A 16,669-nucleotide genomic window follows, 5' to 3' on the forward strand; every position below is an offset into this window, starting at 1 on the left:
CGCGGCCCACAAGGACGACGACTGTGTCCCAAGCCCCTCCCGTCCGCGCGCCCCGCGTCCTGGTGCTCGACCAGGACGCGGCGGTTCGCCAGGCGCTTTGCTTCTCGCTGGGCCTGGAGGGTTACGGCGTCGAGCCGTTCGGCGACGCCGAGAGCTTCGTCAACCGGCTGCAGGCCGGCGGGGTGGACGCCGTGATCATCGGCCATGCCCCGCCGGCGATCGCCGGACCGCCCATGGCCAAGGCCGCCCGATACGCCGGCGACGACATTGCGATCCTGATGACCGCGACCCATCCCGCCGCCGATCTGCGCCGCGCGGCCCGCCGAGACGGCGTGTCGCTGATCGAAAAGCCGCTGATGGGCGACGCCCTGCCGCAGGCGCTCGAGGCGGCTCTGCGGGGAGTTGTCGACGCACAACGACCCGGCCTCGACCGCTAACCAGAGTCTCGCCATGAGCACCGCCCAACAACGCCGCGCCTATGCCGGCCCCGCCCTGTTCAGCTATGGCTTTCGGCCGTTCTTCCTGTCCGGCGCGATCTGGTCGGCCCTATCGATCCCGCTTTGGATCTGGTCCCTGTTTGGCGGCCAGACGGTCGCCGGACACCTCGACTGGCACGTCCACGAGATGCTGTTTGGCATGCTCGGCGCGATCCTGGCGGGCTTCCTGACAACCGCCATTCCCAACTGGACAGGCCGCATGCCGGTGATCGGCGCGAAACTGGCGGCGCTCTGGTCGCTATGGCTAGCCGGTCGACTGGCAATGCTCTTCCAGGTGTTCATCGGACCGGCCGCGGCCTGGATCGACGCGGCGTTCCTGTTCGTCTTCGCGGCGGTCGTCTGGCGCGAGGTGCTGTCGGGCAAGAACTGGCGCAACCTGCCGATCTGCCTGCTGACGGCCCTGATGGCCGCCGCCAATGTCGCCTTCCACCTGGACGCCGCCCTGGGCCTGCAAGGCTTGGGAACGCGTGTCGCCCTGGCCGTGGCCGCCGTCATGCTGGCCCTCATCGGCGGCCGCATCACGCCCAGCTTCACTCAAAATTGGTTGCGTCAGCGCGGCGAGACAAAACTGCCCCCGCCGTTCGGAACCTTCGACAAGGTCGCCGTGATCAGCGCCGCCGTCGCGGCTCTGAGCTGGGCGATCGCGCCCGGACACGCGGCGTCGGGCCTGCTGCTGGTCGCGGCCGGAGGCGTGAACCTGGCGCGCCTCACCCGCTGGCGCGGAAACAGGACGACCGCCGAGCCCCTGCTGTCGATCCTTCATCTCGGCTATGTGTGGCTGGGTCTTGGCCTGCTGCTGTTGGGCGCGAGTGTTCTGACGCCTCTGGTCCCGCGCCCGGCTGGCATCCACGCGCTGTCGGCCGGCGCGATCGGCGTCACCTGCCTGGCGGTCATGTGCCGGGCCAGTCGAGGCCACACCGGCCGTCCGTTGAGCGCCGACCGGGCGACGGTCGCGATCTTCGCGGCGATCAATCTGGCCGCGCTGCTGCGCCTGGCCGCCGCTTTCAGCGCCGACTACCAGGCGGGTTTGCTCGTGCTGGCGGCGCTGTGCTGGACGCTGGCCTATGGCGGCTTCGCGGCCTTCTATGGCCCCATGCTCGTCGGACCGCGTCCCGATCGCGCCTGAGAGTCGAAGGGCGCGAGCCCTTAAGCGTCTGCCTGCCGAGGCCCCCACGATGACGTCGTAGGGGCCTTTCGCACGCCGCCAGAGCTGATGCGCCGCCCCTGGCTCTGGTTCTGGATACGACGGCTTCCGCAAGGTGATGACGCGCGCCCGAGATGGACTTGCTCACGGGCAAAGACGGGCGGGCGCGCCGGTCCAGACTAGACGCGGATCAATACGACAAGGCTCGCTTCCATGTCCTTCCGCCTTACGCTTCTGAGCACCGCCACCCTGTTGTTGGCCGCCCCCGCGCTTGCCGAAACCACGGCCTCCGCGCCACCGCCCGCCGCCCCCTCCGCCGCCGTCGAGGACGCCTCCAGCGCACGCGACGGCGTGTCCTTCACGGTCGGCGAGGTGCTGATCACCGCCGCCGGCGCGGCCGGCTCGGCCAAGTCGCTGCTCACCTCGGTCGACCGCCTTGGCGGCGACGTCGCCCAGGCCGCCAATGTCGACTACGCCTGGGAGCTGATCGGCAAGATGCCTGGCGTCCTCGTCACCGACTTCAACCAGGGGACAACCAGCGGCAAGTTCTCGTTCCGGGGCTTCAACGGCGAGGGCGAGATCAATGCGGTCAAGCTGCTGATCGACGGCGTTCCGTCGAACGGCAACGACGGCAACATGCCCTATCTCGACATGGTGTTCCCGCTGGACATCGCCGGAGTCGAGGTGGTGCGCGGCACCAGCGATCCGCGTTACGGCCTGCACGCCATCGCCGGCTCGACCAATATCCTGACCCGCGTCGGCGGAACCTACCTGGACGCCAAGGTCCTGGCCGGCACCTACGCCACCTATGACGGCCAGGTTTCGGCTGGCTACGAGCGCGGCGACATCAGCCAGAACTACCTGGTGGCCTATCGCCAGTCGGACGGCTATCGCGACCATGCCGCCCTGGACCGAGTGAGCCTGGCGGGTAAGTGGTTCTATCAGCCCAACGACGCCCTGCGCGCGGGCGTCATCGCCCGCTACTACAAGGGCAACGCCGACGAGCCGGGTTACCTGACCGAGACCCAGGCGGTCGCCGCGCCGCGCTCGACCAACGACTACAACCGCACCGACGGCGATACGCGGAAGATGGGCCAGTACAGCCTGCACCTCGACTGGACGCCGACGAGCGCCCTTTCATGGTCGAACTCGCTGTACCTGAACACGCTGCGCGACGACCGCTATGTGAAGTACTCCGCAGGCGCCAGCCAGCAGCGCCGCTACGCCGACGAAGAGCACTGGGGCGCGATGACCGCGCTGCGCTACGAGCCCCAGGTCGCGGCCCTGTCGCGCCTGGTCTTCGAGGTCGGCGGCGACGTGCAGCGGCAGGACAACATCTCGCTGCGCTACAACACCATCGAGCGCGTCGTGACGTCCCAGACCCGCGACCAGAAATTCAACCTGACGGTGGGCGGCGTCTATGTTCAGAGCGTCATCGAGCCGACCTCCTGGCTGACCCTGACGCCGGCCTGGCGGATCGACTGGGTCGACGGCCAGTTCCTCAACCGCCTGACCGGCAAGGCCTCGCCGGTGAACGACTACGGCGCCATCCAGCAGCCGAAGTTCAGCCTGGCCCTGCGCCCGGCCGAAGGCGTCACCGTCTACGGCAACTGGGGCAAGAGCTTCCAGATCGGTGTCGGCTCCGGCGCCTATCTGATCCCGCCACGCACCACGGACCTCGATCCCTCGATCAACGAGGGCTGGGAGGCTGGCGCCCGCTACGCGCCGACCGACGCCTTCACCACCCGCCTGTCGGTCTGGGGCCAGACGGCGACCGGCGAGCTCAAGCGCAAGCTGAATGATCCCAGCGGCGACTTCGACAACCTCGGCTCCACCAAGCGCGAGGGTGTGGACCTGCAGGTCGACGCCAAGCTGACGCCGCGCCTTGCGATCTGGGGCGCGGCCGCCTGGCAGCGCGCGCGCATTCGCACCCCCGATCCCGCCACGCCCAACCTGGCCGGCAAGAAGATCGACCACCTTCCGGAGCGGATGTTCTCTGGCGGCGTGAACTTCAAGGCGTCCCAGCGCCTGACCCTGTCGGCCTCCGCCTCGGACCAGAGGGCCTATGAGCTGACGACCAACAACGACCATGGGCGCTACGGCGACTACGTGTCGGTCGACCTGGACGCAGCCTATCGCGTCAATGCCCGGCTGGAGCTGCGCCTGCAGGTCAAGAATTTGACCGACGCCAGCCGCGAGTACGTCTGGTGGGACGGCGCCCAGACCCTGCATAGCCCGGGCGAGGGCCGCGCGGCCTATGTCTCGGCGCGCGTCCGATACTGACGATGGCGCCGCGTCCGACAGTCTCGGCGCGCGCGCTCGCGCGGCAGGTCCACCTGTGGCTGGGCCTGTCGATCGGCGTGCTGTTCGCGATCCTTGGGCTGACCGGATCGATCCTGGTGTTCTACACCACGCTGGATGACGCCCTGCACCCGGAGATCAGCCTGTCGGGCGCCGCCCCGCCGCCCTGCTGGGAGCATGTCCTTCAGACGGCGCGGACCACCTATCCTGACAAGAAGGGACCCTGGCGTTTCGAGGTCACCGGCCGCGGTGGCGACATCCCCGCCCGCTACTACGCGCCGCCCGAGCGCGCGGGCCGCGCCTTCGCCCCGATGATGGTGTGGTTCTCGGCCGACGGAGCGCGGGTGCTGCGCAAGGACTATTGGGGCGAGTACGCCGTCACCTGGATCTACGACCTGCACCACAGGCTGCTGGTGGGAGAAGTCGGCGCCAGGATCCTGGGGTGGTCCGGGATCGCGATGTTGGTTTTGCTGCTGAGCGGTCTCGTGGCGTGGTGGCCGCGTCCGGGCACGCTGGGCAAGGCGCTACGGATCAAGCGCAACGCCTCGCCGATCCGCCGGCTGTACGACGCCCACAAGCTGGTGGGGTTGGCCTCGATGGGGCTTCTGGTGCTGCTGACGGCGACGGGCGTCCTGCTGGCCATGCCCAAGGACTGCTTGATGATGCTGAGGCCCGTCCTCGGCTCGGCGTCGCCGTCGCCGAAGATCGCCCAGTCGGTCGCCTTCAGGCCAGAGGCGCGGATCAGCGTGGATCGCGCCGTTGCGATCGCGCACGGGGCGCTCCCTTGCGCCGACCTCGTCTGGATCGAGACGCCCGCCGTCGATCATGGGACCTACCGCCTGAGGATGCGGCAGAACGGCGACCCGAGCCCCCGCTTCCCGCACAGCTTCGTATGGGTGTCCCCCGACAGCGGCCGCGTGCTCGCGATCACCGACGCGCGCCAGGCCAATCCCCATGACCGGGTGCTCAACTGGATCCATCCGCTGCACGACGGATCAGCCGGCGGCTTGCCGGGAAGGGTGCTAGCCTTGATCGTCGGCCTAGCGCCAGGCCAGCTTCTGCTGGTTGGCGTCGTGCGTTGGCGGCGACGCCAACAACGGTGATTGATCGGCCTGCGCGCAAAGCAATCCGCCTTCTCGGGGCTTCTCAAACGCAAACAACTGAAGGCCTGAGAGGATTTCATTCCAGGTGGAAAGGCGGCCATATTGGCATGGCGGCGCGGTCAGAACCTCACATCGTCAGAAGCTGAGGGAAACCGACCTAGGGGCCGCTGTTACAGAGGGGCATCGTCATCGGCTTCTGCGCGCCAGAAGCCGACCTTGACGCACCTCCAGAAACGCGACGTTCGGTGTAGGCGCGTCATGCTCTGGACCGCGTCAAAGCTGTTAGATTGATACGCTAGAGGTCGATCTGCTCGGAGATTTCCTTCACGTCGTCGACCTCAATGCCGAAACGCCAGAAGGCAGCGACTGGCAAGCGGAACACTTGCCATAGATGGCGCTCCAGCGCTTACCGACGGTGACGCAGGCGTCGCCGCCTCCCGCGCATCAGCGCTGAAGAGCCTGCGCGACGCGTTCAGGATGGGTCATCGCCAAGAAGCGCCCCGCATCCAGGGCGAGCTCGAAGTTGCTGTCTGGGAGCACGTCGCGCCAATAGCGCTCGACATGCCGCGGATCATGCATCGTGTCGTGTCCGCCAATCAGGATCGACCAGTGCCAGAGACCGCCCATGCGCGAGGGGTCGCCGCCGCGTGCAATCGCAACCTGCTCGTTGACATAGCCTTCGATCCTCCCCGTGGCGAACATTCGCACCGACCGCCAATAGTCTTCTGCGATACGCGGGTCGGCGGCGGCGGCCTCATCGGGCGGGCTGCCGCGCATCGACTGTCTCATGATGCGGTCCAAACGCTCCCGCGTCAGGCTGCCGGCCAGGAGGCGCGCGAAGGTCGCGATCAGTTCGGGACGGCGGAAATAGGCCTCCTTGAACGCGCCCAACGGCCCATGCCGACGGCCGTCGGCGCTCGTGGGCGGGTCAGGATTGACCAGCACCACCTTGCCCAGGCGCTTGGGCGCGCGCCGGGCCATGGCGAGCACCGCCTGGGCGCCGCCCCGGGCGACGACGTCGATCGTCGGCAGACGCAGGGCGTCCAGCAAGGTGACGACGTCCTCGGCGGCTGCGTCGAAGGGGTCGTGTTCGCCCGCGCGCAGCCCCGGGATCGGATCGCTCATGCCAAAGCCCGGACGGTCGATCGACAGAACTCGGAAACCTTCGGCCTGCAGCGCTGCCACCAGACCGGAGGGGGCCAGTCGCGACGTCATGCTGGAGTGCACGATCAGGACGGGGCGTCCGCCCGCCGGACCGTAGTCACTCCACGCGATGCGCGTTCCGTTGGCCCGAGGCAGTAGTCGCAACGGTTCGGCGCGGGGATCGGAGAACCCCAACTGCCCGCGCGTCGCACCCAGCAGCGCGCCGAGCATGCTCATCGTCGACACCGTGCGCGCCAGTTCGCTGGCCGACGTCAAGCGCAACGTGGCGAAGACCTGCTCCAGATCCTTGCGCACGACCGAGACCGAAAGACCCAGCGTCCGAGCGGCCTCCTCGCGCGAGGCGCCGCTGGCGATAAGAAGCGATATCGAGGCCTGCTTCTGGGTTAGCCCCCAGACATCGACCAGCAACTCGCTGTGGTCGGCGCGCGACGGCAACAGTCCGAACGCTAGGCTCGAGAGGAGCCCGACGAGTTCCGGCAACCTGCGTGCGCCCGTCCGGCGATAGACCTCCGACAGTGTCTCCCGCGCCGTGACGTGGGAGAGGTTCAACTTCGCGGCCGCCGCCTTGATCGACCCCGCCCTGATCACCGCCGACACGACCCGGATCTGCGCCTCCGTCAGGCCGAAAGCGGCGCACGCGCGCTCGATCGGCCCGGCGCGCGCGGCCAGGGTCGTCAGCACCACCACCTTGCCAGCCGGCGCTTCGGCGGTGAGCTCAGGCGGCAGATGCCACAGCGGGAAGGCCGCCACAGCGGAGGCGTAGACAAAGATGGCCGACTCCGAACCGGTGTCGTTTTCCACCGCGACCGGGACCACGACCGGCTTGGCCGACCGCAGCGCGCGGTCGGCCAGCGCCGCGTCGATGTAGCGTTCGCCGCGCTCTTCGGAAAAAACGCGCGAGGCCATCTTAACCGCGCCATGAGCGTCCAGCACGGCCGCCGCGATGCTTTGGGCGTCCAGTAGGGGTAGGAAACGGGCCCGAGCCGCATCGGTCTCGATCAAGTCCGTCAGGGCGCCGGGCGAGGATTGGGCCGTTGCGAGGACGGCGTCCGCATCCTCCAGGACCGCCTGCAAGAACGACGGAAAGCCACCTTCAACCAAGGACTGAACCCAAAGCCGCCATCACCAACGCATGTCGCCGAGCAATCGAACCGTCACGCTTGACTGAACCTTGGAGCGGGCCAGGCCCGACGTCCAGAGAACATTGGCGGCACCCTACAAACGGCGATGTCCGCTGGTGGAGCGGTGGATTAGCTGAGGCCGCGCGCCGGCGCACGTTTCGCCGCGCCTGAGGGAAGTTCGATGGCCATCACCTTTCAAACCCAGGATCTGGCGCTCAACCTGCGCGCCGGTTTTACGACCGCGTCCGTTCACGAGATCGCCGTCGCGGACTTCAACGGAGACGGCAAGGTCGACATCGCGCTGGCCTACTTCCTCTATCCGCTGGAGGACCGGGCGGTCCCGATCCGGGTGCTCACCGGAGACGGCGCGGGCAAATTCGTCGACTCGACGACGGCGCTGTTCGGCGATCAGCCGCCCGTGACGGTGCACGGGCGCCAGATCGTGGTGGCCGACTTCAACAAGGATGGTCGCGGCGACGCCTTCTTCGCCGACCATGGCTACGACGCCGCGCCCTTCCCCGGGGCTCGCAACGCCCTCTTCCTGTCATCCAACGCCGCGGGCCTGGTCAACGCCACCACGCGCCTGCCGACCTTGGCCGACTACAGCCACTCGGCCGCGGCCGGCGACGTCGATGGCGACGGCGACATCGACCTCTATGTCGGCAACTACAACGGCGGAACCGAAGAGGCGCCGTATGTCCTGCTCAACGATGGCGCCGCCAATTTCACCCTGAGCCGCGCGGGCCTGCCGGCCGACCTCGTGGCGGGCCAGTACAATTCGCCGGCCAGCCTGCTGTTCGACGCCGACGGCGACGGCGACCTCGACCTGTTGCTGACACCGAACGAAACCCAGACCCAGAGCGCTCGCCTTCTGAAGAACGACGGCAAGGGCAACTTCACGGCCCTGTCTTCGTTCGCCATGCCCAAGAACGGCGAGTCCGAGGCCGTGATCGACGCCAAGGCCGCCGACATCAACGGCGACGGCAAGCTCGATCTGGTGATGACGACGGTCGTCGATCTGTTCAAGCCCGGCACGACCCAGGTCTGGATCAACGACGGCCACGGCGGCTTCGCCAACGAGACGGCAAAGCGCCTGCCGGTCCAAACCACCGAAGACTGGTACACCCGCACGCAGCTCGTCGACATCAATGGCGACGGCTATGTCGACCTCCTTGCCTCGAACAGCCACAAGCAGGCGGTGTTCCTGAACGACGGCGCGGGCCGCTTCGTGCAACTTCCCGCGGGCTGGCTGAACATCTCGCAGTACGACCGGCTGCAGGCGGCCGATGTGAACGGCGACGGCCGCGCGGACGTGATCGCCTGGCGCGGGATCTGGGAAGGGGCCGAACACATCACCACGCACCTCTCCGGCGACGCCGGTGTCTCGGTGAGCGGCGGCGCCGCGGCCGACGCCTTGGTCGGCGACGCGCGGGCCGAGACCTTGAGCGGCCAGGCCGGAAACGACGGGCTGTTCGGCGGCGCGGGCGACGACACGCTGAACGGCGGCGACGGGGCCGACATCCTGGTCGGCGGCGCGGGCGCGGACCGGATCGACGGCGGGGCTGACGTCGACGAGGCGCGCTATGGCGGCCTGGCGTCGGAGTACGCGATCGGCGTCACCGCGTCCGGCTGGACCGTTTCCGACGCCCGCGCCAATCCGCGCGACGGCGCCGACACCCTGATCAATGTCGAGAACCTGGTCTTCGCGGACAAGACCATCAGCTTGGGCGACGCCACGGTGGGGTTGGCGATCGCTTCGCTGCTGCGGGTCAGCGCAGCGGCGGGCGCCGGCGGAACTCTTACGGCCGATCTGACGGCCAAGATCACCGCCGGCGCCTTGAACCCGTCCGCCGCCATCGCCGAGGTGGTGAAGGCCGCCGATCAGACGACCTCGGTGGCGACGCTCAGCTATCTGTTCTTCACCGGCAAGATCCCGGGCCAAGCGGGCGTCGACTATCTTGTCTCGCCGACCGGCGCCAACGCCAACAACCTCAACAGCATCTACTACCAGTGTTCTTCAATCTTGAGAACCGCTACATCAATTTCGCCGTCAATCTCGGCAAGGTCGGCGAAGGCGCCGCCAAGTTCTCGGCCGACTACGGAGCGCTCACGCTCTTCGACGCCACCAAGAAAGCTTACGCGGCGATCTTCGGCGGGACGCCCACCGACGCGAAGGTCCACCTTCTTATCGACTCTCGCGTCGACTACTTCGCCAGCTACGGCGGGGACGGCCCGAACGGCTTAGGGACCAAGGCCGCGATGGTCGGCTGGTTGTTGGCCGAGGCGGAGAAGGCGGATGTCGGCGTCATGGCGAGATCCAACGCCGCCTGGCTGACCGACTTGGCCGACGGCGCCGCCCCTTTCGCAATCGACGTCCTTGATCCGGCCAAGGGCTACTACAAGGCGGACTTCATCTTCGGAGGCGGATGAAGATCGCCACGGCGCGCCCGCGTGGTGTTGGCGCGGATCCATGAACGCAGCGCTCAACGCCACCCTCGTTCGCAAGGCTATGCGCGCCGTGACCCTACAATCGGCGATGCGCGCGCGCGCTGGGCATGGAATTGAGCGGCGACGGAGTCGACCTCCGGCTCACCGTGGAGATTACCTTGCCCGTCACGCTCAGCACGCAAAAGCCACCGGTTTCGACCGCCTATTACAAGGTGGAGCAGTTCGGCCTTCAGACGGTGTCCATCCGGGAAGACTATGGGGTCTACTACTATCCGACCGCCGCCGATCGCCACGAACCGGGCATCTTCACCGTCAACATGACCTACAGCGCCGTTGGCGATTTCAACGGCGATGGCTTTCAGGACGCGATCGTCAGTTGGTCGGTCTATCCTCATACGGTGCCGCATCAAACCGCGATCCGGCCAGCGATCTACCTCAATGACCAGCATGGCGGTCTTCGGCTGGCCACCGCCGCCGAGGTGGAGACGATCCCGATCGTGACCAAAGGCCAAAGGTTCGCTGTCGGCGACCTCAACGGCGACGGGATCGACGACATCGTCCAGGCCAGCGAAGGGCTAAACCAGCGCAACGCCGACGGGACTTACACGACGAAATACGATCCGATCGTCATGTTGCTGTCGGCGCCTGGCGGAAAGCTGGTGAATGGCACGGCCAAGATCCAGGGCCAGGAGACCGGCGGCCCGGCGGCGGGATATGGCGTGGGACACGAGATCTCGCTCGGCGACGTCGACGGTGACGGCGACCTTGATCTGTTCAGCGGCAAGATCCTGTTCCTCAATGACGGCAAGGCTAACTTCGCGAACGCCGCCAATGCGCTCCCGAGCCAGGTGCGTCCCACGAACACGATCCTCACCGCATCGGCGATGGGTGATTTTGACGCCGACGGCAAGGCCGATATCTTCGCCGCATACCTGGACGGGACCCAGTACATAGCCCTATCGCGGTGGAACGGGGCCGCGAGCGGGTGGCAGGTCGCAGCCGGTCCGTCGCCGCTGTTCGGCGCCAACACCAAGCCCAACGACGCCGCCGTCGCCGACGTCAATGGCGATGGCTTGCTTGATATTATCGTGGGGGTGACGCGCGCGGAGCCCTACTATCAGGGCGCGGCTCTGCAGATCCTGGTCAATAAGGGCCAGGGAAAGTTCGCCGATGAGACAGCCGCGCGCATTGACAACGCGCCACGGGACAAGTGGCACGGCGAAGGCCAACTGGACATGGTTGATATCGACGGCGACGGCGACGTCGATCTCATCCACAGCACGGACTGGACTTACGACAGCTCGGGCAAGATCATGGGCGGTGGCGTGGCGGTGGCGGTCAACGACGGCAAGGGCGTCTTCACCTGGCTCCCGCAAACCGTGTTCGCCGACATCAAAGGCTTCCAGTTGACCGGCTTCGAAAGCGCCGAACCCTTCCAGCAGCGCGACTTCCTGGCGCGCCTTTTCCCGATCGATATCGACAAATCTGGCGGCGTGGATTTCATCGGGACGGTCCAGACGCCCTTCAACCGCTGGCCCACTACCGAGCCAGCGGAGCTTACCGCCTACACAGTCATCAACACGGCCCCGGCGCCGGGCATGTCCCTGCCCGAGCTTAGCCAGGCGACACGCTTGCTCCTGCGAACGATCGATCCAGTGATGACCTCAGCCCTGTCGTCGAAGGTGAGCGGCGGGACCCTGACGGTCCAGGCCGCTGTCGGCGAGATCGTCGCGAAGGCCGACGCGACCACCTCCGTCGCCTCGATGAGCTATCAGTTTTTCACAGGCAAGATACCCGGCCAGGCAGGCGTCGACTATCTGGTGTCATCCACCGGGCCAAACGCCAACAATCTCAACAGCGCCTACTACCAGGGCTTCAATCTGGAGAACCGCTATATCAACTTCGCGGTCAACTTAGGCAAGGTCGGCGAGGGCAGCGCGAAGTTCTCCGCCGATTATGGCGACCTGTCGCTGTTTGACGCCACCCGGAAAGCCTACGCCGCCATCTTCGGCGCGACGCCGACCGACGCGAAGGTGCACGCCCTGATCGATACGCGAGTTGACTATTTCGTCAGCTATGGCGGCGATGGCCCGAGCGGACAAGGGAGCAAGGCGGCGATGGTCGGCTGGTTGCTGGCCGAGGCGGTGAAGGCCGACATTGGCGTCATGGCCAAGTCCAACGACGCCTGGCTGACTGACCTGGCCGACGGCGCGGCGCCGTTCGCGATCGACATCCTTGATCCGGCCAAGGGCTACTACAGGGCCGACTTCATATTCGGCGCATAGACGGGGCTGCCGCGCCATTCTTAGCCGCCTCCTGCTCCGGGGGCGGCGACGCGCCAACAGCGGCCTTCGCATCACCAGCGGAAAGCAGACGTCTATGCCGCCGCGCTTCCTCCACAGGCCTAAGACCTTAGAACCTGAGCCCCCTCGCAAAACTCGCGACTTCCTCCACTTCTTTATTCCATGAAACAGACGGGCTCAGCGCGGCCCAACGCGGCGACCCTAGCCGTCAGGGCTTCCTGAGAGTTCGGGCCGCGGTTCTCGTGCACCGCGACGCCATGCATCGCAAGAAGCCGGTCGGAATAGAGGATCATCACTGGGTCTCGGGTCGGGCACAAAGTCAGGAAGGCGTCTTCGGGCAGGTCATTGAAGCTAGCCATCCAGCGGAAGAAGTTCACGTCGATGCGGGCCATAGTGGAAAAAGCGTCCTGGCGACGGATTTGCCTATCGATGTCCGCACGGATATTGGCGACCTGCGCCTCAACCTGGTCGGCGGGGATTTGCGAGCCGATCGCCTTGCGGAGTGCGCCTTCATCGATCGGATGCGCACCGCCGTGGAACAATAGCAAGGCGTCGTCGTCGATCACTCGCCGGTCGCCGGCGGTGAACAGATAGTTGGCGCATGAAGAAGCGCAGACCCTCTGCGCCACCACGGTGGTCTTTAGCGGCGCAAGCGCTTCCCACCCATAGCATGCCGGCGTTGATTTCGCCGCCATTCGAATGGACCACGATCACCAGGGGCGTCGCGGCTCGAGCGTCGCCAAGGCGTCTACAAACGCCGCGGAACTGGCGCTATTGATCTCTCCGGAGAAGCACAGACCGTCGGGCGCGACCCGTTGGACGGGAAGGACTCGCGCGCTGCCAGGGCGGTTCCATGCCCTGCAGGCCTCGACGACCGCAGCCTCACGGTCAGAACTAGCGATGTTTGCAATTCCGAGCAGAGAGGCGATCAGGGAAAGCCACATCGAGACGTTCCTTATGGGTTGAATCACGAACACTTCAGCCTTGCGACTTTCCGTGCGCTTGCGCATCAAGCGTGGGTCACAAAAGGCGCCTTAGCCAAACCTGCGTGTCGTTTACTCAGCTCGGCCAAGATGCGTTGTCCGCCCTAGGTTGGCGGACAACGCTTTCGTCTGACCTTGGCGCCTATTTCGGCTGAGCTACGTCCGGCGCGGGCGCGACCAGGGGCTTGCCCTTCTCGACGATGTAAGTCGCCAATTCGGCGCCGTTTGTCGTCCCGGGGTTATGCGCCTTGTGAGCGACGCCCTTGGGCACGAATAGAACCTGACCGGGCTGCAGCGTCACCGGGGCTTTGGCCTTCGAGCTGGTACTCCAGAACGCCTTCGAGGACGTAGATGACCTCCTCGCCGGGATGACGATGCCAGGGCGCGGTCGCGCCCGGCGCGATATCGATGCGCGCCTGCACGGTCTCATGACCTGGGATCGACAGGTCGTGACGCTGCAGGTCCGTACGCTTGACGCTCGGTTGCGGCGGGATCGGCGCGGCGAGCGTCGCCGAGCCGATGAAGACGGTGGCCAGGGCCAGGCCCAGAATCTTACGCATGATCTTCTCCTTCAAAAGTCGAGCCGCGGGGGCTCTGAATAACTAGGTGCGGCGAAACCTACTTGGCCGAGACGCCTTGGGCCGCCGCCTCGATCACCGCCGCCACCGCCTTGGGTTGGGAGACGAAGACCACGTGGCTGCCCTTCACTTCGGTCGCCTTGGCGCCGATGCGGCGGGCGGTTTTGCGCAGGAGCTCGGGCGCGATCGCACCGTCCTCGGTGGCGACCACGGCCCAGCTAGGCTTGGTCTTCCAGGCCGCGACCGTCAGCTTGGCGCTGAGCGCGGCCATCGCCACGGGATTTTGCGAGGCCTGCAGGAAGGCCGCGTCTTTCTCCGACAGATCGCCGGCAAAGCCTGCCCGGAAGCTCTCAGCCTTGAGAAAAGCGAAGCCGTCCGGCGTTTCCTGGGGCTGGAAATTGGGCGGCGGCGGGATGTCGGCGTACTGGTCAAGCACCGATTGGCCGACGTCCGGCGCGAAGGCCGCGACATAGACCAAGCCCGCGACCTTGGGATTGTCGCCAGCCTGGCTGATCACCGCGCCGCCATAGGAGTGGCCGACCAGGATCACCGGACCGTCTTGCCGGGCGATCACGCGGTTGGTGGCGGCGACGTCGTCGGCCAGCGAGGACAGCGGGTTCTGGACGATGCTCACCTTGTAGCCGTCGGCGGTGAGCCGGTCGTAGACGCCGCGCCAGCCCGCGCCGTCGGCGAAGGCCCCGTGTACGAGGACGACATTCTTCACAGCCGGCGCGGCGGGCTGGGCGAAGGCCGACGCCGTGGCGGTCAGGGCCAGAACGCTGGACAGCAGAACGGTCTTAAACATGGTCAGCTCCTCGGACTTGATTATTGCGGCATTTGTTATCGTGATATCCAATTGCCCTCAACCACGCCGAACGTCAAGCGCAATAATGTTTATTGCGATATCTTTTTTCACGCTCGGTCCTAGCGCTTTACGTTCGGTCGCGCCAAGACAGTCGCCAGAGCGGTCGTGAGCGCACCGCTCCGCGCGTCGGACAAGCGCTGCGATCGCCAGCCGACGACGCCGTCGGGACGAACCAGGCAAGCGCCTGGCGGCGAAACGCCGAAAGTCCGTTCGAACGTGGCGTCCGCTGGAAAGATCACGTCGACACCCGGTCGAACCCACTGAACGGCGACGCCCAGGGCCATTGACGCGGCCGCAGCGGCCTCTCCCCAATCAGAAGGCTCGGCCAGGAGCATGAACCCTCGCCCGAGCAGGTCGTGGGTTGAGATCCGCGCGCCGTCCCGGCTCACCCAGACGTGTGGCGCGCGCACACCCGGCTGACCGGCCCAGACGACCGGATCGGCGGCCGGCGGCAGTTCCGGTCCAGCCCCGATCACAGCGGCCGAGCGGACCAATTGGCCAAGCTCTAGAGCCTGCGCGCCATAGAGTTCGGTCTGCGGAGCTTGACCCACCCAGCGGCTGTAATCCGGGCGCGCGAAGGTCTGATGATGGCGCAGCCAGCCGATCGGCTGACGCTCTTGCGCGTAGGTCTCGAGTAAGCCCTCACCCGCCTGGCTGGCCAGGACCATTTGCAGCTTCCAGGCCAGGTTCCAGGCGTCGTCGATCCCCGTATTGGCGCCAAAGCCGCCGCGGGTCGGCGGCAGTTGGTGGGCTGCGTCGCCTGCCAGGAACACCCGTCCCAGGCTATAGCGATCAGCGATCCGCCCGGCCATCTCCCAGCGGCCCGTGGCCAGAATCTCGAACTCAAGATCCCGCCCCAGCGCGCGCCGGATCGAAGCGGCCAGCTCGCTGGCGTCGCGTTCGGCGTCATCGGCGAACATAAGCACCCAGCGCCCATCGGGATAGTGCGTGAGGAAGGCGCTAAATCCCGGCTGCTCGATCTGGAACTGTTGGACGTCGCCGTTCAGCAGATGCTCGGCCGCTTCGCACCGAAAGAGCACGCTGCGCAGAACCCGAAGGTGTCCAACGCCGCTGCGCGCGATGCCCAACTGCTCACGCACGGGGCTGTCGGCGCCGTCGGCGGCGATCAGGTAGGCGCATTGGATTTCGCATTCGTCCCCACCGGAGCGGTCACGCGTGCGCACGACCACCCGATCGTCTTGGGGCTCGAACGACAGCATTTCGACGCCCAGCCGCAGATCAGCGCCGCGCTCGGCGGCGGCGCGCCGCAAGATCGGCTCCAAGACGTCCTGGGCGATGGCCGCGCCGGTGCAGGGCGACGCCGCTCCCTTGTCCGGCTCGGCTTGGCCCGGCGTCCAGGGCGTTTCCTCGCCCCAGGCGCCCCCAAGGCTTTCCACGGTTACGCGACGCAGGCGCAGGTCAGGCGCGACCTGGGGAATTTGATCGGCGATGCCAACTGTTCGAAAGTGCTCGAGCGTCAATTCGGTGAAGCCGATCGCGCGCGGATGGGCCGCGCTGGCGCGGTGCTTTTCGACCAGAACGGTCGGGACCCCGCGCCAGGCGAGAAACAGCGCGGTCGACAGGCCGACCAGGCTGCCGCCGATGACCAGCACCGGCGTGGTGTCTTGAGAAGTTTGCACGAAAAGAGCGTCCTAGAGGAGTGACGCCGCAGGCACGGCGAAGGACGCGCGTTCCCTCACGCCATACCCGCGGGGGCTTGGCGATCGGAAAGATCTCTCGTTGAACAGTCATCGACATAGGACTCCCGACGAGAAGGCGCACGTCCGCCTTCCGTCGTGGTCCGCGGCCCCTACGGGGCTGGATCGTGGCCCAGCGCTGAAAAGCGCTGAGCTGACCGGGGCTCACCAAAAAACCGGTCTGCCATTTTCGACGCCGAACCCTTAGATCGCCGCGCCGTCGTTGGCAAGCCGGGGTTAGGCGCCGCCTAGCAAAGGCTTGCCAACACGGCCTGCCACCCCAACAACGCAGCGTCGGATGCGGTCCTTCGCAAAGCGGGTCTTAGCTACGAAACGACACTGGCAAACTGGGAAGCACGCCCTCAACTCGACGAAGCCGCTGGGCCGAGCGATTGCTACGCTCTGACTCGGTCCGCCTCAGGATAGGCTAGGCGCGCTGTCGCTCAATGGGAAGGCTTCTGGTCG

The 16,669-nt window shown here is 66.6% G+C and carries 11 protein-coding genes and 1 pseudogene; 7 read left to right on the forward strand and 5 right to left on the reverse strand.

Annotated elements, in window-relative coordinates; genetic code table 11:
• Nucleotides 1–23: 23 nt before the first annotated feature.
• The 4 genes from CSEG_RS21660 (at nt 24) to CSEG_RS15280 (ending at nt 5,045) form a co-directional block, all read left to right on the forward strand.
• The gene (locus CSEG_RS21660; RefSeq protein WP_013080134.1) at nt 24–437 is read left to right on the forward strand and encodes a response regulator; all 414 of its coding nucleotides are present in this window, start codon (nt 24–26) and stop codon (nt 435–437) included.
• A 13-nt stretch (nt 438–450) separates the two neighbouring features.
• Nucleotides 451–1,623, forward strand: a complete 1,173-nt coding sequence (locus tag CSEG_RS15270) for an NnrS family protein (protein ID WP_013080135.1) — start codon at nt 451–453, stop codon at nt 1,621–1,623.
• 231 nt (nt 1,624–1,854) lie between these two features.
• Entirely contained in the window at nt 1,855–3,924 is a 2,070-nt protein-coding gene (locus tag CSEG_RS15275; RefSeq protein WP_013080136.1) for a TonB-dependent receptor, read from the forward strand.
• A 2-nt stretch (nt 3,925–3,926) separates the two neighbouring features.
• Nucleotides 3,927–5,045, forward strand: a complete 1,119-nt coding sequence (locus CSEG_RS15280; RefSeq protein WP_013080137.1) for a PepSY-associated TM helix domain-containing protein — start codon at nt 3,927–3,929, stop codon at nt 5,043–5,045.
• A gap of 444 nt (nt 5,046–5,489) precedes the next feature.
• Here the strand turns inward: CSEG_RS15280 and CSEG_RS15285 are convergent, their stop codons facing one another.
• On the reverse strand, nt 5,490–7,211 hold the full coding sequence (locus CSEG_RS15285) for an alpha/beta fold hydrolase (protein WP_157038996.1): 1,722 nt from the start codon (nt 7,209–7,211) through the stop codon (nt 5,490–5,492).
• A 300-nt stretch (nt 7,212–7,511) separates the two neighbouring features.
• Between CSEG_RS15285 and CSEG_RS22995 the strand changes: the two are divergent.
• From CSEG_RS22995 to CSEG_RS23570, 3 genes and pseudogenes are all read left to right on the forward strand, one after another.
• A pseudogene (locus CSEG_RS22995) lies at nt 7,512–9,332 on the forward strand (FG-GAP-like repeat-containing protein); the annotation flags it as partial.
• An 8-nt stretch (nt 9,333–9,340) separates the two neighbouring features.
• Nucleotides 9,341–9,760, forward strand: coding sequence for a hypothetical protein (locus CSEG_RS23565; protein WP_279625227.1), 420 nt, complete (start codon nt 9,341–9,343; stop codon nt 9,758–9,760).
• 335 nt (nt 9,761–10,095) lie between these two features.
• Nucleotides 10,096–12,063 (forward strand): FG-GAP-like repeat-containing protein, encoded by a 1,968-nt coding sequence (locus CSEG_RS23570; RefSeq protein WP_265416133.1) that lies wholly within the window; start codon nt 10,096–10,098, stop codon nt 12,061–12,063.
• A gap of 173 nt (nt 12,064–12,236) precedes the next feature.
• Here the strand turns inward: CSEG_RS23570 and CSEG_RS15300 are convergent, their stop codons facing one another.
• From CSEG_RS15300 to CSEG_RS15315, 4 genes are all read right to left on the reverse strand, one after another.
• Complete coding sequence (locus CSEG_RS15300; RefSeq protein ID WP_013080141.1) at nt 12,237–12,776, reverse strand: hypothetical protein; 540 nt, start codon at nt 12,774–12,776, stop codon at nt 12,237–12,239.
• Nucleotides 12,777–13,303: 527 nt separating this feature from the next.
• Nucleotides 13,304–13,624 (reverse strand): cupin domain-containing protein, encoded by a 321-nt coding sequence (locus CSEG_RS15305; RefSeq protein WP_013080142.1) that lies wholly within the window; start codon nt 13,622–13,624, stop codon nt 13,304–13,306.
• 58 nt (nt 13,625–13,682) lie between these two features.
• Entirely contained in the window at nt 13,683–14,447 is a 765-nt protein-coding gene (locus CSEG_RS15310; protein ID WP_013078934.1) for an alpha/beta fold hydrolase, read from the reverse strand.
• Between the two features lie 119 nt (nt 14,448–14,566).
• Nucleotides 14,567–16,147, reverse strand: coding sequence for an FAD-dependent monooxygenase (locus tag CSEG_RS15315; protein WP_013080143.1), 1,581 nt, complete (start codon nt 16,145–16,147; stop codon nt 14,567–14,569).
• Nucleotides 16,148–16,669: the final 522 nt, after the last annotated feature.

The sequence above is a fragment of the Caulobacter segnis ATCC 21756 genome (genome assembly GCF_000092285.1).
Lineage (GTDB): Bacteria > Pseudomonadota > Alphaproteobacteria > Caulobacterales > Caulobacteraceae > Caulobacter > Caulobacter segnis.